This is a genomic window from Catenuloplanes atrovinosus (genome assembly GCF_031458235.1).
Classification (GTDB): Bacteria; Actinomycetota; Actinomycetes; order Mycobacteriales; family Micromonosporaceae; genus Catenuloplanes; species Catenuloplanes atrovinosus.
Genome location: NZ_JAVDYB010000001.1, coordinates 1,849,312 through 1,868,150, shown reverse-complemented (window position 1 = coordinate 1,868,150; position 18,839 = coordinate 1,849,312). Strand labels below are relative to the sequence as shown.

The following is an 18,839-nucleotide window of genomic DNA, read 5'->3' as shown; positions in this document are numbered from 1 at the left end:
TGGCGGGCGGCTACTCGCAGCCGACGCCGTCGCGGTCGCGGTCCAGGTGCGTGCCGTAGCCGGGCTGGCCATGGTGGACCGGTGCGGCACCGGCGGCACGGGCCGCGGCACAGTTCTCGAAGTACACGGCCGAACCGCCGGAATCGCCCGGCCCGCCCGCGGCATCACCCGGCCCGCCCGCGGCATCGCCCGGCCCGCCGCCCGTGGACGAGCCGTTGGACGGCGGCGCCTCGCACACCACGCCGTCACCGTCGCGGTCGAAGTACCAGACGTACTCGGGATCAACGCCCTCCCGGTACGGCCCCAGCCCCGCCGCCAGTACCTCCTCGCACGTCGCGTACCGCTGGTCGGCCGCCGGAGCCGCCGGCGTCACGACCACCACCGGCGACGAGGACGGAGTCGAAGACGGCGACGGCGAGAAGGACGGGGACGGCGCGCGCGAGGAGGACGGCACCACCGACGCGCCCGCGCCCCCGTCCTCGCCCGAGAGCGCCCCGATCACCCCGCCGCAACAGCACAGTCCCAGCACGCCCGTGCCGATCGACAGCCAGATCGCCTGCCGCGGCGTCGGCTTACGCACCGTATTCCCCTGAGTACCCACACAGCGATCCTCCGGCCGCCGCCGCGGGCGCGGCACCGGCCGACCGGATCGCCTCCTCCGCGCCAGGCCGACCCGGTATCCGCACCTCAGCCACCGTACCCTCGATCGATTGTGGACCCGGGATGCCGAACGGGCCGCGCGTTCCGCGTCGCCCGAACGGCCGATCGCCGGTGGCGGGACGTCGGCGGACCTCTATTGTGTGAGCACCCGACCCAGGAGGCGCCGTGTTCGAGACCGTGATGGGCATCCCGGCCCACCCGCTGATGGTGCACGCCGCGGTGGTGTTCGTGCCGCTGCTGGCCGTGCTGGCGATCGTGTACGCGTTCGTCCCGTTCACCCGCGCGCACACGCGGTGGGTGCTCGGCCTGCTGGCGATCGGCGCGCCGGTCTCCGCGCTGCTGGCGAAGCTGACCGGTGACGCGTTCTACGCCCGGCTGGACTCGCAGGGCCGGATCAGCGAGAGCTACTACGCGCGGCTCGACGAGCACAGCGCGCTCGGCACCTACACGCTGTACGTGTCCATCGCGCTCGGCGTGATCACGCTGGCGCTGGTGTGGTTCGTCCGCCCGCGGGACGGTTTCCAGGCGTCGAACCGCGCGCTCGGCATCCTGCTGGGCGTGCTCGCGCTGGCCGCGTCCGGCGCCACGCTCTACTACGTGATCCGCACCGGCGACACCGGCGCCAAGGCCGTGTGGGAAGGCCAATAATCCGGAGGGCGATAAAACCCCGCCGACCGGGTACGGGATACCGACCGCAACGTACCTGCGAAGGGATTTTCCGCATGTCCTCAGTACCCGTCATCACGCTCAACAACGGCGTGCGGATTCCGCAGTTGGGCTTCGGCGTCTTCCAGGTTCCACCGGCCGAGACCGCGAAGGCGACGCTGACCGCGCTGGAGACCGGCTACCGGCACATCGACACCGCGGAGGGCTACGGCAACGAGCGCGAGGTCGGCGAGGCGGTCCGCGCGTCCGGGCTGGACCGCGCGGACGTGTTCGTCACCAGCAAGCTGCACAACCGGGCGCACGCCCGCGACGACGCGCTGCGCGCCTTCGACGCCACCATGGACGCGCTCGGCTTCGAGTACCTGGACCTCTTCCTGATCCACTGGCCGCGCCCGACCCGCGGCGACTACGTGGCGACGTGGCGGGTGATGGAGGAGATCGCGGCGACCGGCCGGGTCCGCGCGATCGGCGTCTCCAACTTCCAGGTGCCGCACCTGGAGCGAATCCTGGCCGAGACCGGGACCGTGCCGGCGGTCAACCAGATCGAGGTGCACCCGTACCTGACGAACGAGGAGGTCCGGGCGTTCGGCGCGCGGCACGGCATCGTCACCGAGGCGTGGTCGCCGATCGCGAAGGGCGAGTGCCTGGACGATCCCCTGCTGGTCCGGATCGCGGAGGCGCACGGCCGGACACCGGCCCAGGTGACGCTGCGCTGGCACATCCAGCGCGGCGACGTGATCTTCCCGAAGTCGGTGACGCCGTCCCGGGTCGCGGAGAACTTCGCGATCTTCGACTTCGCGCTCACCGACGCGGAGGTCGCGGAGATCGCGACGCTGGACCGCGGCTACCGCACCGGCCCGGACCCGGACACGTTCGCCTGACCGGCCCCGCCACGGCGCGCCGCCCCGCGGACCGGAGTGATCCGGCATGATCGCCGGGTGCATCAGATCGCCGTGCTCGTGCTGGAGGGCGCCAAGCCGCTGGACGTCGGCATCCCGGCGCAGGTCTTCTCGAACCGCCCGAGCATGCCGTACGAGGTGCGCGTCTGCGGGCCGGCGCCCGGCCTGGTCACCGGCGGTGACGGCCTGTCGTACCACGTGGCCGAGGGCCTGGAGGCGTTCGACCGCGCCGACACGATCTTCATCCCGGGCTACCGCTCGCCCGCCACCACCGCGCCGCCGGCCGAGGTCGTGGCCGCGCTGCGCGACGCGCACGACCGCGGCACCCGCCTCGCCGCGATCTCCACCGGCGCGTTCGCGCTGGCCGCGACCGGCCTGCTGGACGGCCGCCGGGCCACCACGCACTGGCACTACACGCGCGCGCTGGCCGAACGGCACCCGCTGGTCCGGGTCGACGAGAACGTGCTCTTCGTCGACGAGGGCGCGGTGCTCACCTCGGCCGGCGCCGCCTCCGGCATCGACCTCTGCCTGCACCTGGTGCGCCGCGACCACGGCGTCGGCCTCTCCAACCACGTCGCCCGCCGGCTCGTCGCCGCCCCCTACCGCAGCGGCGGCCAGGCGCAGTACGTGCCGCGCAGCGTGCCGGAACCGCTCGGCGACCTCTTCGCGAGCACCCGCGAATGGGCCCTGGCCCACCTCGACCGGCGCCTCACGCTCGACGTGCTGGCCCGCAACGCGCGCGTGTCGGCGCGCACGTTCTCCCGCCGGTTCGTCGAGGACACCGGCTACACCCCCATGCAGTGGGTGCTGCGCGCCCGCGTCGACCTCGCCCGGGAGCTGCTGGAACGCAGCGACCTGAGCATCGAGGCGATCGCCCGCCGGGTCGGCCTCGGCACCGGCGCCAACCTCCGCCTGCACTTCCACCGCATCCTCGGCGTCTCCCCGTCCGAATACCGGCACACGTTCTCCGCCTGACCGGAGCCGGAACACCGGACGGCGACCACGCCGGAAACGGTAAGAGCGATGACCAACACGGCTTTCCCGCTTCCGGCGTGGTGCGGCCCGCATGCTCCCGCGGGCCAACCTCCGGCTTCCCTCCGACTCCGCTGGCGCTCCGCTCCGGTCCGCCGGTCGGAGCCGGTGCCGCCGCTGATCCCGGAAGAGCGGAGCGGCTCCCGCCGGCCCTCGCGCTCCCGCCGCGGATCGGCTCCCGCCCCGGATCGGCTCCCGCCGCGGATCGGCTCCCGCCGGCCGCCGCCGGGTCCGCGGCGGCGGGGTCAGCTCGCGCGGTAGGTGAACGGGATCGCCGGGCTGGCGCCGGACGGGGTGGTCACCACGACCTGCGCGGTGCCGGCCCGGCGGCCGACCGGGAACCGGGCCGTGATCTCGGTGTCGCCGACGCGGGTGAGCACGGCGGGTGCGCCGCCGACCGTGACGCGGGTGGCCCAGCGCAGGTCGGTGCCGGTCAGCGTGACGGTGACGGCCTGGCCGACGGCGGCGGACCCGGCCGACAGCGCGGTGATCGTGGGCCGGGGCAGCGCCACGTACCGGAAGTCGGTCGCCTCGCCGGCGAGGCTGGTGCCGCCCGGCGTGGTGACGTGCAGGTTGACCCAGGTGCCGCCGGGCTGCGGCGGGAGCGTCACGCGCAGCTGGGAGTCGGACAGCACGGTGAACGCGGCCGGCCGCGACCCGATCGTCACCCGGGACGTGCCGGTGAAGTGGCTGCCGGTCACCACCACCGTGCTGGCGGCCTGCGCCGGCCCGGCGTCCGCGGAGAGGCCGGTGACCTCGGGCCGCGGCGGGTTGACGTAGGTCAGCGGCAGCCCGCCGCTGGTGCCGGTCGCGGTGGTGACGGTGACCGTGGTGGCGCCGGTCGTGGCGCGGGCCGGTGCGGTGAACGTGAGCTGGGTGCCGGAGAGCACCCGGACGTTCCGCGCGGCCACGCCGCCGACCGAGACGCGCGCGCCGGTCAGGCCGGTGCCGGTGAGCGTCAGCGTGGTGACGCCGGTGGTCAGCGCGGTGGCGCCGCTGAGCGCGGTCGCGGACGGCGGCGGCAGGAACGTGAACGGCGCGGGCGCGCTCGTACCGGCCGGGTTGGTGATCGTCAGCGGTGCGTAGCCGCCGCCCGGCATCGCGGGCGTGACCACGGTGAGCCGGGTGACGCCGCCGGACGTGGTGCTGCTGAAGACCGCGTTGACGTCGCCGAAGCGGACCTGGCTGGTGGAGCCCAGGTGGGTACCCGCGACGGTGATCTTCGCTCCGCCGGCGACCAGGCCGGTCCGCGCGCTCAGCGTGGTCACCGCCGGCGTCCCGACCGTCAGCGGCAGCTGGCCGACGGCCTGGAGCTGCTCCCGGACGGCCTGGGCCTTGGGCGCGGCGCTCAGCGGCTGGCTCTGGAACTCGCGCAGGCCCCACGCGCCGTACTTGGACATCGCGCCCGCGCTGGTGAACATCTGGAGGCTGCCGCCGCCGAGCTGACGCCACTGCTCGATGTACCGGGCGTAGAGGTCGCGCATGCGCGGGTCGCGGTTGGCCTTGTGGAACAGCGCGGTCAGGGCCGCGTCGTTCTCGGCGCCGCCGATGCCGGCGAGGTGCTGGCCGGCCTCGTACGCGGTCAGCGACAGGCCGTACGAGTCGGCGATCGCGGCGTACCGGCCGATCCAGGTCCGGACCGCGGTGTCGATGGACTTCTGGCAGGCGTCGAGCAGCTTGCCGACGCCACCGGCCTTGACCCGGGCCGCGACGGCCGGGGAGCCCGGGAAGTAGCTGCGCCGGTCGCCGGGCAGCCAGGTGTCGGAGCAGTCGAAGTACGGCGCGATGGCGATCGCGTCCGCCCGCGCGGCCGCGGGCACGCCGTCGACCGGCCAGTCGAGCACCTCGTCCGCGATGTCCGGGTTCGCCGCCTGGAGGCCGAGCACCCGGACCACCCGGTCGCCGAGCACCTCGCGCCAGATGTCGAAGATCCGCACCGAGCGGTACGCCTGGTAGCGCAGCCCGGCCTGCCAGGCGGTGGCGGACAGCCCGAGCGCGAGGCCCCGCTCCTGGGCGTACCAGGTCTGGGAGAAGGCGGGCGAGTTGTTCCACAGCTCGTTGGAGTACTCGAGGTAGACGGTCCGGTCCGGGTCGAGCCGGGCCTTGACGGTCTGGGCGAACCTGCGGACCAGGTCGTCGCTGGCCTTCGCGGGCATGGTGAACCACGGGTCCGCGTCCAGCCGGTTGGCCAGGTCGATCATCAGCTCCGGCGCCACCCCGGTGGTGGTCTGGGTGGCCTGGTCGACGGCCGGGTACTCGTGGTACTCGGTCACGTCCGAGGCGTTGGTCCGCATCCAGTCCATGAACCGCAGCGTGCGCATGCCGCGCAGGCTCGCCAGGTAGTCCGGGTGGAAGACCTGGGCCGCGCCGGTGTGCTCGAAGCCGGGCATCCAGATGTGGATGTCCCGGACGTGGTCGGCGGGGTCGGTGCGGGTGATCCGGAGGAACTGGCCGTTCGTGGTGCCGGGAACGTACTCGAAGCGGTTCGCGGTGCGGTTCGACTCGGTGCCGCCGCCCCAGATCCGGACGTCGCCGGAGCCCTTCCAGGTGACGACGTAGGTGCCCTTCGGCCAGGCCGGCGCGTTCGTGAAGATCGCGGTGTCGACGTGCTGGCCGGGCGCGAGCCGGGTGACCCAGCCCTTGTCGTCGACCGCGACCGGCGGCCCGGAGCCCCACGGCGCACCCGGGGTGCCGCTCTGGCTGATCCAGACCCGCGCGGTGCGCATGACGTCGACGAACGGCCACTCGGTCGTCCAGTCGGTGATCCCGGTGAGGTTGACCCCGATGCTCGCCTCGGACGCCGCGGGCACGGCCGCCGCGGCGGCGGTCGGGACCGCGGCGGTCGCGACCGCCAGCAGCATCCCGGTCACGCCCGCGGCCAGCATCCGGCCCGCTCGCACTCGCGTCATGACACCCTCCGTGATCAGAGAGCGGCCGTACGGTGACGGCCGCGCCCGCCCACAGTCGGTCGGCGGCGCGCGTTCCTGACCCATACCGCCGGAAAGAGGGTTTGGCGTGATCCTTGCGGGCCGTGGCGTTCCGGCCGCTGTCACCCGGAACGGGGAATCCGCAGCATGGAGGCATGACACGCATCGCCGTCAACGGATTCGGCCGTATCGGACGTAGTTTCCTCCGCGCGCTGCTCGAGCGGGACAGCAAGCTCGAGGTGGTCGCAATCAACGATCTCACCGCGCCGGCCGCGCTGGCGCACCTGCTGAAGTACGACAGTACGCTGGGCCGGCTCGGCCGCCCGGTGGAGGTGGACGGGTCCACGCTGATCGTGGACGGGCACCGGATCACGGTGCTGTCCGAGCGGGACCCGGCGAACCTGCCGTGGCGCGACCTCGGCGTGGACCTGGTGCTGGAGTCGACCGGGCGGTTCACCTCGGCGGCGGCGGCGAGCGCGCACCTCTCGGCCGGCGCGTCGAAGGTGCTGGTCAGCGCGCCCGCCTCGGGTGCCGACGTGACGCTGGCGTACGGCGTGAACACGGACGCGTACGACCCGGCGAAGCACGTGATCGTCTCCAACGCCTCCTGCACCACGAACGCGCTGGCCCCGCTCGCCGCCGTGCTGGACGACCTGGCCGGGATCGAGCACGGCTTCATGACCACCGTGCACGCGTACACGCAGGAGCAGAACCTCCAGGACGGCCCGCACCGCGACCTGCGCCGGGCGCGCGCGGCCGGCGTCAACATCGTGCCGACCACCACCGGCGCGGCGAAGGCGATCGGCCTGGTGCTGCCGCGGCTGGACGGCAAGCTGTCCGGTGACTCGATCCGGGTGCCGGTGCCGGTCGGCTCGATCGTCGAGCTGAACACCACGGTGTCCCGCGAGGTGACGCGCGAGGAGGTGCTCGCCGCCTACCGCGAGGCGGCCGGCGGGCGGTTCCGGGGCATCCTGGAATACGCGGACGAGCCGCTGGTCTCCGGCGACATCACCGGCAACCCGGCCTCGTCCATCTTCGACGCCGCGCTGACCCGCGTCGACGGCCGGCACGTCAAGGTCGTCGCCTGGTACGACAACGAGTGGGGCTTCTCCAACCGCGTCATCGACACGCTGGAGTTGCTCGCCGCCTGATCAGAGGATCAGCGCCAGCCGGTGGCCGGACTCGCTGAGGCGGTGGGCCTCCGGGGCCTCGGAGAGCGGGAGCGTCCGGTCGACCGGCAGGCGGAACTCGCCGCGCTCGAAGAGGCCGGCGGCCTCGGCCAGGGCGTGCCAGGCGCGGCGGGGCGCGTCGGAGGCGAGGCTGAGCACGCCGGTGCCGCCGGCCGGGCCGGAGGTGACCACCCGGTCGGCGGCGCCGGCCAGCGCGACCAGGTCCGGCGTGACGGTCCCGGCGGCGTCGAACACGCAGTCGATGCCGTCCGGGACCAGCGCGCGCAGCCGGTCGGGCAGCCCGGGGCCGGGTGCGACCGGCGCGGCCCCGGCGCGGCGCAGCAGGTCGTGCGCGCCCGGGGCGGCGAGGCCGACGACCAGCAGGCCGCGGGCGCGGGCGAGCTGCGCGGCGGCCAGGCCGGCCGCACCGGCCGCGCCGTTGATCAGCAGAACGTCGCCGGGCGCCGGGCGCAGCGTCTCGATCGCGCGGAGCGCGGCCTCGGCGGCGGTGGGCAGGCCGGCGGCCTCGGCCCACGGCATGGTGGGCGGCTTGCGCGCGAAGTGGGTCAGCACCGCGTGCTCCGCGCAGGCGCCGCCGGGCGCGATGCCGAAGACCTCGTCGCCGGCCCGGTAGCCGCGCACGTCCTCGCCGACCTGGTCGATCACACCGGCCGCGTCCAGGCCCGGGATGCGCGGCAGCGGCACGGGCGCGGCGCCGGCGCGGATGCGGGAGTCGGCGGCGGTGACCCCGGCGGCGCGGACCGCGATGCGGACCCGGCCGGGCCCGGCATGCGGCGCCGGCGTCTCGACGACGCTGAGCACCTCGGGTGGACCGAACTCGGCGAAACGCAGAGCCTTCATGACGCACCTCGATCAACCGGCGGGGGGCGCCGGCCGCCCGGCGGCCCGTTACAGACTGGCCGCAGCGCTGTTTCGCCACGGTAACACCGCTGGTCTACCACCGTGCGGCGGCCGGTGATCTCCCGCGTCGCGGTGGCGGAGGTTACCGCGCCCCCGGCGCCGTGGAACCGGGAGCGGGCCGGTTTCGCGCCGTCGGACACGGTGCACCCGCGCACGAGCAGCTCACGGCCGGGAATCGTCGCGGAGGACGGAGAGGACGGGGACGCGGCGGCCGGCGCCGCGACGAGCGCGACGCCGGCCATCTCGATCAACGTGAGTAGTGCTCATACTCTCCATGTTGAGAGGTGATGGTCGATGTCAGGGCGACACCGAGCACGGCTCGGTGTTGACGGTGAACCGCGTCGGCTCCACCCGGTAGTCCGGGCCCCTGACCTTGAAGCCGACCTGGACCTTGCCGTCCTTCTTCACCGGGCCGTTCCACGGCTGGTTGGAACCGGTCACCGCCGAGCCGTCGGACACGATGATCACCTCCCACGGGTTGCCCTCGTACGACTGGCCGGGCGGCAGCACGAACGCCAGCGTCCAGCCCGTGATGTCGTACCCGCTGGTGTTGGTGATGATGATCCGGACGTCGAAGATCCCGTTGCCGCCGGGCGTCGGCTGATAGCTGACGTCGCAGGCCTCCCCCGCCGGCGCGGCCGACGCCGGCACCGCCGGAGCGACCGCGATCAGGCACGCCGCCAGCAGAGCGGCGAATCCCCCTCGCACGTTACGTACCCCCGAGTTCTGTCCTATTTCCACACTGCCATCTATCGTTTCAACGGCAGCCTCGACCCCCACACTGGACGCCTACTGGACGGGGACTGGAGAGGAGGTGCCCGCGTGCGCATCCAGGTGCTCGGCACGGTCCGCGCCTGGCTCGGCGATGAGCCGGTCGAGCTGACCTCCGCCGGCCAGCGCGCGGTGCTCGGCCTGCTCGCGCTCGCCGGAGGTCAGCCGGTCACCCGGTCCGAGCTGATCGACGCGCTGTGGGGCGACGACCCGCCGGCCAGCGCGGTCAACGTGCTCCAGACGTACGTGAAGCACCTGCGCCGCCGCCTGGAGCCGGACCGGCCGGCCCGTTCGCGCAGCGCGCTGCTGCCGCACGTCGGCGACGGCTACGCGCTGCGCGCCACCGCCGACACGCTGGACCTGCTCTGTTTCCGGCAGCTCAGCGCGCAGGCCACGGCCGCGCGGCAGGAGGGCGACGACCGGCGCGCGGCCACGCTGCTGGACCGGGCGCTGCGCCAGTGGCAGGGCGCACCGCTGGCCGACGTACCGCAGCTCGCCGGGCATCCGAAGGTGGTCGCGGTGGCGGCCGAGCGCGGCGCCGCGCTGGCCCGGTACGGCGAGCTGAAGATCGCGCTCGGCGAGGTGGCGGAGGCGCTGCCCGCGCTGGCGGAGGCGGTCGCCGCACAGCCGCTGGACGAGGCCGGCCAGGCCCGGCTGATCCGCGCCTACGCGGCGGCGGGCCGGCGCGCGGACGCGTTCGAGGCCTATCACGCGGCCCGGCGGCGGCTCGCGGACGAGCTCGGCGTGGATCCCGGCCCGGAGCTGCGCGCGGCGCACGACATCGCGCTCCGCGACGAGGCGCCGCCCGCGACCGCGACCCGCACCGCCGTCCCGGCGCAGCTCCCGGCGGACGTGCCGGACTTCATCGGCCGCGACGGCGAACTGGCCCGGCTGGACGCGCTGCTCGGCTCGCCGACCGTGGTCATCTCCGCGCTCTCCGGCACGGCCGGCGTCGGCAAGACCGCGCTGGCGGTGCGCTGGGCGCACCGGGTCCGCACCGGTTTCCCGGACGGGCAGCTCTACATCAACCTCCGGGGGTACGACGCGGAGCGCCCGGTCCCGGCCGGTGAGGCGCTCGCCCGGTTCCTGCGCGCGCTCGGCGTGCCCGGGCAGGAGGTGCCGCTGGACGCGGAGGAGCGCGCCGACCGGTACCGCAGCCTGCTGGACGGCCGCCGGATGCTGATCGTATTGGACAACGCGGCCTCGGTCGCGCAGGTGCGCCCGCTGCTGCCCGGCACGCCCGGCTGCCTGACCGTGGTCACCAGCCGGGACGCGCTGCCCGGCCTGGTCGCCCGGCACGGCGCCCGCCGCCTCGACCTGGACCTGCTGCCGCACGCGGACGCGATCGCGCTGCTGCGCCGGCTGATCGGCCGGCGCTGCGACGAGGACCCGGACGCGGCGGACGAGCTCGCCGAGCGCTGCGCCCGGCTGCCGCTGGCGCTGCGGGTGGCCGCGGAGCTGGCCCTGGCCCGGCCGTCCGTGCCGCTGCGGCAGCTGGTCGGCGAGCTGGCGGACGAGCGGCGGCGGCTGACGCTGCTGGACGCGGGCGGCGACCCGGAGACCGGCGTCCGCGCGGTGTTCTCGTTCTCCTACCGGCAGCTGCCCGCGCCGGCCGCGCGCGCGTTCCGGCTGCTCGGCCTGCACCCCGGCCCGGACGTGGAGCCGTACGCCGCGGCCGCGCTGTTCGGCACGCCGGTCACCGAGGCGCACGACCTGCTGGAGGCGCTGGCCGGCGCGCACCTGCTCCAGCGCGGCACCCCGGGCCGGTACGGGCTGCACGACCTGCTTCGCGCGTACGCGTCCGAGCTGGCGCTGCTGGACGGCGACGAGACCGGCACCACCCGGCTGCTGGACGCCTGGCTGCACACTGCGCGCGCCGCGATGACCACGCTGCACCCGGCCGAGCGCGGCCGGCACGGCGGCGAGCCGGCCGGGCCGCGCCCGGTGCCGATCGCGCCGGTCGGCGACCCGGCCGCCGCGCAGGCCTGGCTGGACGCGGAGCGCGGGAACCTGGCCGCGGCGGTGGCGTTCGCGGCCGCGCACGACCTCCCCGGCCACGCGGTGGCGCTGACCGTGACGCTGCTGCGCTACCTGGAGGGCGGCGGGCACGTGGCCGAGGCGGTCGCCATGCACGCGCACGCCCGCGACGCCGCGCGGCTGACCGGCGACGTCGCGGCCGAGGCGCAACTGCTCAACAACGTCGCGCTGATCTACAGCCAGCAGGGCCGGTTCCCGCAGGCCGCCGAGTACCTGCGGGCCGCGATCGACGCGGCCCGGCGCTGCGGCGACCTGGCCGCGGAGACCCGCGCGCTCGGCAATCTGGGGCACGTCGACGCGTGGCTCGGCCGGTACGACGACGCGGCCGCGCGGCTGCGGGAGGCGCTGGAGCTGTGCCGCCGCACCGGCGACCGGGCCGCCGAGGCACGCGTGCTCGGCAACCTGGGACAGATCTACCGGCGGCAGGGCCGGCACGCGGACGCGGAGGCGCACCTGCGCCGCTCGGTCGCCCTGTGCCGGGACGTCTCCGACCACATCGGCGAGGCGTACGCCCTGGTCAGCCTGGGTCACGTGGAGGCCGGCCGAGGCCTGCTGGCCGACGCCGCCGACCACCACCGGGCCGCGCTCGCGCTGTTCCGGCGCAGCACCGAACGCGGCGGCGAGGCGCTCGCGCTCGACGGCCTGGGCAGCGCGGAGCTGGCGCTCGGCGGGGCCGAGGGCTTCGACCGGCTGCTCCAGTCGCTGGCGATCTTCCGCCGGCTCGGCGAGCGCGCCGGCGAGGCCCAGGCCGGCAACAGCATCGGCGAGGCGCACGCCGCGGCCGGCCGGCACGGCGCCGCGCGCGAGGCGCATGCCGCCGCGCTCGCGGTGGCCCGGGAGATCGGCGACCGCTACGAGCAGGCCCGCGCGCACAGCGGCCTGGTCGCCGCCGCGGAGGCGCTGTCCGACCAGGCCACCGCGGAGATCCATCGCCGCGCCGCGCTGGCCATCTACGCCGAGATCGGCGCGCCCCAGCCGGCCTCGATCTTCGGCTGAGTACGCCGCGGCTGCGACCCGGCCGGGACATCGCCGGGACGGTCGCGGGACCTGCCGCGGCCAGGCTGGTCGTCGCTGGCTGATCGCGTGGCCCGAGGCCACCCGAGCGACGACGGAGGCACACGGCATGGGCCGGGTATGGAAAAAGGCCGCGCTCGCGGGCATGACGACGGTGCTGTTGACCGCGGCCGGGGGCATCGCGGTGGCGGCGACCGCGGGCCTCGGCGACTTCTACGATCAGCGGCCGGACTGGGCCGCCTGCGACTTCGACGCCGCGGTCGAGTGCGCGTCCATCGCCGTGCCGCTCGACTACGCGCGGCCCGGCGAGCGGCGGATCTCGATCGCGGTCAGCCGCCAGCGCGCCTCGGATCCGGCGCTGCGGCGGGGCGTGCTGCTGGCCAATCCGGGCGGGCCCGGCGGATCGGGCCTGCTGGACCTGGGCCCGGACGGGGAGCTGGTGTCGTGGCCGGCGCAACGGTTCGCCGGCACGCCGCTGAACAGGTACTACGACCTGATCGGGTTCGACCCGCGCGGCGTGGGCCGCTCCACGCCGCTGTCCTGCGAGGAACCCGACCTACCGAGGCCGCCGGTGTCGCGGCCGGTCACCGCGGACGCGTTCGATCAGCGGGTGGCGTGGGCGCGCGCCGCCGAGGAGGGTTGCGCGCGGGTGGGCGGGGACCTGCGCCCGCACATCACCACCCGCGACACCGCACGGGACATGGACGTGATCCGGGGCGTGCTCGGCGAGGACCGGATCTCCTACGTCGGATACTCGTACGGCACCTACCTGGGCGCGGTGTACGGCACCATGTTCCCCCGGCGGCTGCACCGCAGCGTGCTCGACTCCGCGGTCGGCGCCGACCTGGACTGGCGGAAGACCTCGATGGCCGGCGCGATCGCGGCCCGGCGCAACGTCGATCAGTGGGCGGCCTGGGCGGCGCGGCGGCACGGCCACTACGACCTCGGCACCTCGCCGGCCGCCGTGCTGGCCACCGTGGAGGCGACCTCGGCGCGGCTGGCGACGGCGGACGGCGGGACGTCGCGGGCGCGGTTCGACCAGGCGATCGGGTTCGAGTCGGACCTGCGCGGGAAGTGGGCGCGCCTGGCCGAACTGGTCCGGGACACCCGCGACACCGGCGTGTTCGACCCGCCGCCGCCACCCGGGCCGGAAGGCGATACCTCGGTGGTGACCGGCTACCTGCCGGTCAACCAGACGATCCACTGCGAGACCGCCTGGCCCGCCGACCTGGAGGTCTACCGCCGGGACGCCGCGGTCTTCGCCGAGCGGTACCCGTACGGGGCCGGGCCGGCGACCGCACTGCCGGACCCGTGCACGTTCCGGTCGTACACCCCGGCGGAGCAACCGACCCGGCTGCGGCGCGACGGCTACCCGGCCGGGCTGGTCGTGCAGGCCGAGGGCGACATCCAGACCCCTTACCCCGGCGGCGTCACGATGGCCGAACGACTCGGCAACCGCCTGATCACCGTGGCCGACGACGGCAACCACGGCCAGTACGCCCGGCGCGGCAACACCTGTGTGGACACCGCCGTCACCGCGTACCTGCTCGACGGCACCCTCCCGGCTCCGCACCTGACCTGCCCCGGCCAGCCCCGCCCGGACGTCCCGGCCGACCCCCGGTGAGCGCGGGCGGCTCGGCCGCCGCCACAGATGCGCTCCGTCGCGCGGGGGTGGCCTCCGTCGGAGGTCGCAAGTGGTGGTTCCGGCCCGCGCCGGATGTGCCGGTCCGGGCCGGAACGGCAGAGTTCGGGGTGCAGTCGACACCGACGAGGGGACCACCATGAAGCTGAAGAAGATCACCGCCGCGCTGGCCGTCGGCGTGCTTCCGCTGTTCGGCGCGGCGGCGGCAGCGGCTCCGCCGCGCGACGGCTGGGGCGGGATCGTGCGCGAGTCCGTACGGATTCCGATGGACGGCGGGTGGACCGCGGACGGGGAGCTCAGCTACCCGCGGGGCGCGAAGGGCCGGCTGCCCGTGGTGGTGCTGCTGCACGGCAGCGGCAAGCTCGACATGGACCAGACGATCGGGGACGCGGCCACGTTCAAGGCCGTCGCGCAGTCGGTGAACCGGGGCGGCGTCGCCGTGCTGCGCTTCCACAAGCGCGGCGTGGTCGGCCTCGGCCCGGTGCTCAGCGACGATCCCGCCCTGCTCTACCCCGACAAGCCCTACGAGCAGGTGGTACGCGACGCGGCCGCCGCCGTGCGGTTCGCCCAGGCGTCCACGCGCGTCGACCCGGCCAGGGTCTTCATGCTCGGTCACAGCGAGGGCACCCAGGTCGCCGGCAACCTGGCCGCCGCACCCGGCGCCTACGGCATCCGCGAGCCCGCCGGGGTCGTCGCGATGGGCGTGGTCGGCGGCGCGCCGCGTGACCTCCTCTACTACCAGGCGGTCGGCCGGACCCTGGGACAGCTGCACGAGGAGGTCGACGGCGACGGCGACGGCCGGCTCACCGCGACCGAGGCGTCCAACGGGCTGCTCGGCCGGCCGGCGGAGGCCGCGGCGCAGTTGCGGGCGCTGCTGCTCGACGCGGACGGGGTCAACGACGCGGCCGACGCGGACCGGGACGGCCGGCTGGCCATCGACGCCGAACTCGAACCGGTCGTGCGCGCCGCCATCGGCTTCGACAACTACCCGCATCTGACCGGTGCGCCGCAGGGGCTCGCCGACTACCTGGTCGACTTCGCCAGGTTCGCGCCGCCCGCGACCGACCTGGCACGATACGACGGCCCGGTGCTGCTGCTCAACGGGGAGGCCGACATCCAGACGACGGTGCGCGGCGCGATCGTCACGGACGCCGCGCTCGCCGCGGCCGGTCACCCCGACCACCGGCTGATCACCTATCCCGGAGTGAGCCACCTGATGAACATCACGACGAAGTACCTGCCCGAGCCCGGCAACCCGGAGCCGGCGGTGCTGCGCGACATCGTCGCCTGGCTCGCCGCGCACCGCTGACCGGGCCGGCACCGTGGATCTGACCCGGCCGCGGCGGCGCACCCTGTTCCTGTGGGACTGCGCGCTGGCCGTCCTCATGGCGCTGTTCTCCGTCGTGCTCCTGTGGCTGTCCTATCCGGACCGGGACCCGGGCGTGGCGACGACGGCCGTGATGGCGGCGCAGGCGCTGGCGCTCTGCCTGCGCCGGGTCAGCCCGGTCCCCGGCCTGCTGGTGATGCTGGCGTTGCAGGTCGCGCTCTGCGCCGTGGCGATGGACGGCGTCGGCCTGCGCGGGCCGGCGCTGACGATCGCGGTCTACACCTGCGGCACGCTGATGACCGCCCGGCGCGCGCTGGCCCTCGCCGGGCTCACCGCGCTGGTGGAGGTCACCGCGTACGCGACGCTGGGCGGCATGCCGCTGCGCGGCACACCGCTGGAACTCTCCCAGCTCGCCGGCCAGGCGCTGCTGGCACTGCTGCTCTACGCGGGCGGGGCGCTGCTGGGGCAGAACACGGCGATGCGCCGCCGGTACGCCGAGGTGGTCGAGCAGCGTGCCGCCGCGGACGCGGAGGCGCACCGGGCCCGTACCGAGGCGGCGCTCTCCGCGGAACGCGCCCGGATGGCCCGGGAGCTGCACGACGTCGCCGCCCACCACCTCACCTCGCTGATCGTGCAGGCCACGCTGGCGGAACGGCTGCTGGACCGGGACGTGGAGGCGGCCCGGCGCGCCACGGTCGCGGTCCGCGAGGAGGGCCGGAGCACGCTGCACCAGCTGCGGCTGATCGTCGGCGCGCTGCGGGCCGACGGCGGCACCGATCCGCACCTGCCGGACGGCGGCCTCGCCATGATCGAACGTCTGACGGCGGACGGCACGGCCTCGCTGACCGTCACCGGCACGCCGACCGCGCCCGCCCCGGCGGTGGACCTGACGTTCTACCGGGTGGCGCAGGAGGCGCTGGCCAACGCCCGCCAGCACGCCCCCGGCGCCGCCGTCGCGGTCACGCTCGCCTACCGGCCGGCGGAGACCACGATGGACATCCACAACACCCCGGCGCCCGGGGGTACGCCGGCCGCCGACCGCCGGCACCCCGGGTTCGGCCTGGTCGGCATGCGCGAGCGCGCCACGCTGATCGGTGCCACGCTCACCGCCGGCCCGGCCCCGGACGGCGGCTGGCGCGTCACCCTCACCGTCCCCCGCACCGCCGCCGAGAAGGAGCCGACATGATCACCGTGCTGCTCGCCGACGACCAGCCGATGCTGCGCGCCGGCTTCCGGTCGCTGATCGAGCTGGCCGGCGACATCCGCGTCGTCGGCGAGGCCGCGGACGGGCCCGAGGCGGTACGCATGGCCCGCCTGCTGCGCCCCGACGTGGTCTGCATGGACGTCCGCATGCCCGGTGGCAGCGGCCTGGACGCCACCCGCGAGATCGTCACCGGCCTCGACCCGGCCCCCGCCGTGCTCGTGCTGACCACGTTCGAGCTGGACGAGTACATCTTCGGCGCGCTGGAGGCCGGCGCCAGCGGCTTCCTGCTCAAGGACTGCGACATGGACACGCTGACCGACGCGGTCCGCCGGCTCGCGGCCGGCCAGGGCATGGTGGACCACGCCGTCACCCGCCGGGTGATCGTGGAGTTCGCCCGCCGCCGTCAGGCCGCGCCACCGGCCGACGCCCGGGCGGCGGACACGCTGACCGCGCGGGAGACCGACATCGTCCGGCTGCTAGCGGCCGGGCTCTCCAACGCCGAGATCGCGGCCGAGTTGTTCGTCGAGGTCAGCACGGTGAAGAGCCACCTCAGCCGGGCCATGGCCAAGATCGGCGCGCGGGACCGGGTGCAGACGGTGATCTGGGCGTACCGCTCCGGGCTCCTTCCCGTGGAGCCCTGACGCCGGTCAGTGCCCGGCGCGGTAGCGGGTGGCGAGCCGCGGGCTCTGGCCGCCGAACGCGGCGAGATCGGCCGCGAAGACCGCCTCCAGCAGGCCGTAGTCCTCGACGCCGGGCGCGCTGACCACCTCGCCGCGGTCGAGGCCGGCCAGCGCGGCGGTGACCACGTCGTCCGCGGACATGCGGGGGACGGCGGAGAGGTCCATGCCCTGCACGGAGTGGAACTCGGTCGCCACCACGCCCGGGCAGACCACGTGCGCGCGGACGCCGGTGCCGTCCAGCTCCGCGTGCAGCGTCTGGGACATGGCGACCGCGTGGGCCAGCGTCCCGGCGTAGACGGCGCGGCGCGGCATCAGCGACGACGGCGCCGGGCCGGAGAACGCGATCATGCCGGCCACGCCGATGATCGTGCCGGCGCCCCGGTCGATCATGCCGGGCAGCGCGGCGCGGGTCAGCATGGTCGGCGCGACCACCTTGACGTGCACCAGCTCGCGCGCCTTCGCGGCCGGCAGCTCCGCCATCGGCATGTAGTGCGCCACGCCCGCGTTGTTGACCAGCATGGTCAGCGGCCGGGTGGCGCACAGCTCCGCGATCGCGTCGACGCCGGCGTCGGTGCCCAGGTCGGCGACCGCGACCTGAACGTCGACACCGGTCAGCGACGCGGCGAGTGCGTCCAGCCGGTCCCGCCGTCGGCCGGTCACGATCAGGTCGTGGCCGTCCGCGGCGAGCCGCCGGGCGAACGCGGCGCCGATCCCGGAGGACGCGCCGGTGACGAGTGCGAGTGCGGACATGGTGGCTCCTCGGATTCCTGCCGTCGGTACGCCACCATCCTGTGCCGCGGCACCGGCCGTACCCAGTGCCTCGCCTGTCCTGGGTCTGGCGGGGCCAGGGAGCTACAGGGCCCGCACCGCCGCGTGCAGCCAGCGCGAGGCCGGCGCGCCGTACGGCGGCGCGGGCGTGCCGTTGATGGCGGCGACCAGCGCGTGGTAGCGGCCGAGCGGCTCGGCCCCCCGCTCCGCCCGCGCGGCCGGGTCCGCGTCGATCACCTGGCGCCGGACGTCCCCGCCGTCCGGGTTCCCCTCGGCCAGCATCGCCAGGAACCGGGTCGCCAGGTCGCGGGCCTGGGGCGAGTCGGCCGGCAGCCCGGCCTCGGCCGCCACCCGGGCCTCGCCGAGCAGCCCGGCCAGGCGCGCGGCGTCCGCGTCGGACCACCGCTCGCCCGTGCCGGAGGCGAAGGTGTCGTGCAGGTAGTCGCGGACCGCCGCCCGGAAGGCCGGGTCCCGTACCGTGTCGGCGAGCGTGATCCAGGCCTCGAGCTGCGCGGTGGTGGGCTCCTCCGGCAGGACCGGCCGCATCCGGATCAGCTCGTCGACGAGGTCGGACAGGTCGAGGCCGTCGGTGACCTCGGTCCAGAACTCCTCGATCAGCCGGGCGCGGTCGTCGTCGGACATGGATGCCAGCTTGTGCATGAGATTCACCTGTTCCGTAGCGGTGTGTTGCCGGACGACGGTCCGCAGCACCGCGCGCCGGGCCTGGAGCGTGCGCAGCTGCCGCTCGACGAGGTCCAGGTGCGCCGACGCGAGGTCGTGCAGCGAGGTCTCGCCGGCCAGCAGCCGCCGGATGTCGTCCAGGCCCGCGCCCAGTTCGCGGAGCGTGCGGACGAGTTCCAGCGCCGCGATCGCGTGCACGTCGTAGAGCCGGTAGCCGGCGCCGGTGTGCCCGGTGGGCGCGATGACGCCGGCGTCCGCGTAGAACCGGATGGCGCTGACGCTGAGGCCGGTGCGCCGGGCCACGTCCCCGATCGGGTAGAGCTCGTCCATGCCGTCGACTCTCGCGTCTCAGGCCGCTTGAGAGTCAACGATTTTTTCTCGGCGGACGCCGCAACCGCACCGGCCGGTGCCGCGTGTCCCTCCCGTCGAACGGCTGGCACA

15 protein-coding genes are annotated in these 18,839 nt (G+C 75.1%); 9 read left to right on the top strand and 6 right to left on the bottom strand.

All coding sequences use genetic code 11. The annotated features are described in order from the left end of the window. Window positions 1-10 precede the first annotated feature (10 nt). A complete protein-coding gene (locus J2S41_RS08145) occupies window positions 11-580 on the bottom strand; it encodes an excalibur calcium-binding domain-containing protein (RefSeq protein ID WP_310365040.1) in 570 nt (189 codons plus the stop codon). A gap of 245 nt (window positions 581-825) precedes the next feature. Between J2S41_RS08145 and J2S41_RS08140 the strand changes: the two genes are divergently transcribed. From J2S41_RS08140 to J2S41_RS08130, 3 genes are all read left to right on the top strand, one after another. After that, on the top strand, window positions 826-1,308 hold the full coding sequence (locus J2S41_RS08140; protein WP_310365038.1) for a DUF2231 domain-containing protein: 483 nt from the start codon (window positions 826-828) through the stop codon (window positions 1,306-1,308). Between the two features lie 74 nt (window positions 1,309-1,382). Further along, window positions 1,383-2,207 (top strand): aldo/keto reductase, encoded by an 825-nt coding sequence (locus tag J2S41_RS08135; protein ID WP_310365036.1) that lies wholly within the window; start codon window positions 1,383-1,385, stop codon window positions 2,205-2,207. A gap of 57 nt (window positions 2,208-2,264) precedes the next feature. Next, entirely contained in the window at window positions 2,265-3,200 is a 936-nt protein-coding gene (locus J2S41_RS08130) for a GlxA family transcriptional regulator (RefSeq protein WP_310365032.1), read from the top strand. 302 nt (window positions 3,201-3,502) lie between these two features. Here the strand turns inward: J2S41_RS08130 and J2S41_RS08125 are convergent, their stop codons facing one another. Then, a complete protein-coding gene (locus J2S41_RS08125; protein ID WP_310365030.1) occupies window positions 3,503-6,166 on the bottom strand; it encodes an IPT/TIG domain-containing protein in 2,664 nt (887 codons plus the stop codon). Between the two features lie 173 nt (window positions 6,167-6,339). Here J2S41_RS08125 and gap point away from each other — a divergent pair, with 173 nt between their 5' ends. Next, the gene (gene gap / locus J2S41_RS08120) at window positions 6,340-7,335 is read left to right on the top strand and encodes a type I glyceraldehyde-3-phosphate dehydrogenase (protein ID WP_310365028.1); all 996 of its coding nucleotides are present in this window, start codon (window positions 6,340-6,342) and stop codon (window positions 7,333-7,335) included. Here the strand turns inward: gap and J2S41_RS08115 are convergent, their stop codons facing one another. Beyond that, complete coding sequence (locus J2S41_RS08115) at window positions 7,336-8,214, bottom strand: NADP-dependent oxidoreductase (RefSeq protein ID WP_310365026.1); 879 nt, start codon at window positions 8,212-8,214, stop codon at window positions 7,336-7,338. Window positions 8,215-8,571: 357 nt separating this feature from the next. Continuing rightward, window positions 8,572-8,982, bottom strand: coding sequence for a cellulose binding domain-containing protein (locus J2S41_RS08110; protein WP_310365024.1), 411 nt, complete (start codon window positions 8,980-8,982; stop codon window positions 8,572-8,574). A 114-nt stretch (window positions 8,983-9,096) separates the two neighbouring features. On the opposite strand from J2S41_RS08110, the gene J2S41_RS08105 reads away from it, so the two are divergent. The 5 genes from J2S41_RS08105 (at window position 9,097) to J2S41_RS08085 (ending at window position 16,910) form a co-directional block, all read left to right on the top strand. Then, window positions 9,097-12,078 (top strand): AfsR/SARP family transcriptional regulator, encoded by a 2,982-nt coding sequence (locus J2S41_RS08105; protein ID WP_310365023.1) that lies wholly within the window; start codon window positions 9,097-9,099, stop codon window positions 12,076-12,078. A 127-nt stretch (window positions 12,079-12,205) separates the two neighbouring features. Continuing rightward, entirely contained in the window at window positions 12,206-13,720 is a 1,515-nt protein-coding gene (locus J2S41_RS08100) for an alpha/beta hydrolase (protein WP_310365021.1), read from the top strand. 157 nt (window positions 13,721-13,877) lie between these two features. Further along, on the top strand, window positions 13,878-15,047 hold the full coding sequence (locus J2S41_RS08095) for an alpha/beta hydrolase (protein ID WP_310365019.1): 1,170 nt from the start codon (window positions 13,878-13,880) through the stop codon (window positions 15,045-15,047). Window positions 15,048-15,060: 13 nt separating this feature from the next. Then, window positions 15,061-16,251 carry a sensor histidine kinase gene (locus tag J2S41_RS08090; RefSeq protein ID WP_310365018.1) on the top strand — a complete coding sequence of 397 codons (1,191 nt, stop codon included), beginning with the start codon at window positions 15,061-15,063 and terminating at the stop codon, window positions 16,249-16,251. Continuing rightward, on the top strand, window positions 16,248-16,910 hold the full coding sequence (locus J2S41_RS08085) for a response regulator transcription factor (protein ID WP_310365015.1): 663 nt from the start codon (window positions 16,248-16,250) through the stop codon (window positions 16,908-16,910). Before J2S41_RS08090 ends, J2S41_RS08085 begins: the two co-directional genes overlap by 4 nt. 6 nt (window positions 16,911-16,916) lie before the next feature. Here J2S41_RS08085 and J2S41_RS08080 read toward each other — a convergent pair whose 3' ends face one another. Together J2S41_RS08080 and J2S41_RS08075 are read right to left on the bottom strand one after the other, a co-directional pair. Then, complete coding sequence (locus tag J2S41_RS08080; RefSeq protein WP_310365014.1) at window positions 16,917-17,699, bottom strand: SDR family NAD(P)-dependent oxidoreductase; 783 nt, start codon at window positions 17,697-17,699, stop codon at window positions 16,917-16,919. Between the two features lie 102 nt (window positions 17,700-17,801). Then, window positions 17,802-18,728 carry a MerR family transcriptional regulator gene (locus J2S41_RS08075; RefSeq protein WP_310365011.1) on the bottom strand — a complete coding sequence of 309 codons (927 nt, stop codon included), beginning with the start codon at window positions 18,726-18,728 and terminating at the stop codon, window positions 17,802-17,804. Between the last annotated feature and the right edge of the window lie 111 nt (window positions 18,729-18,839).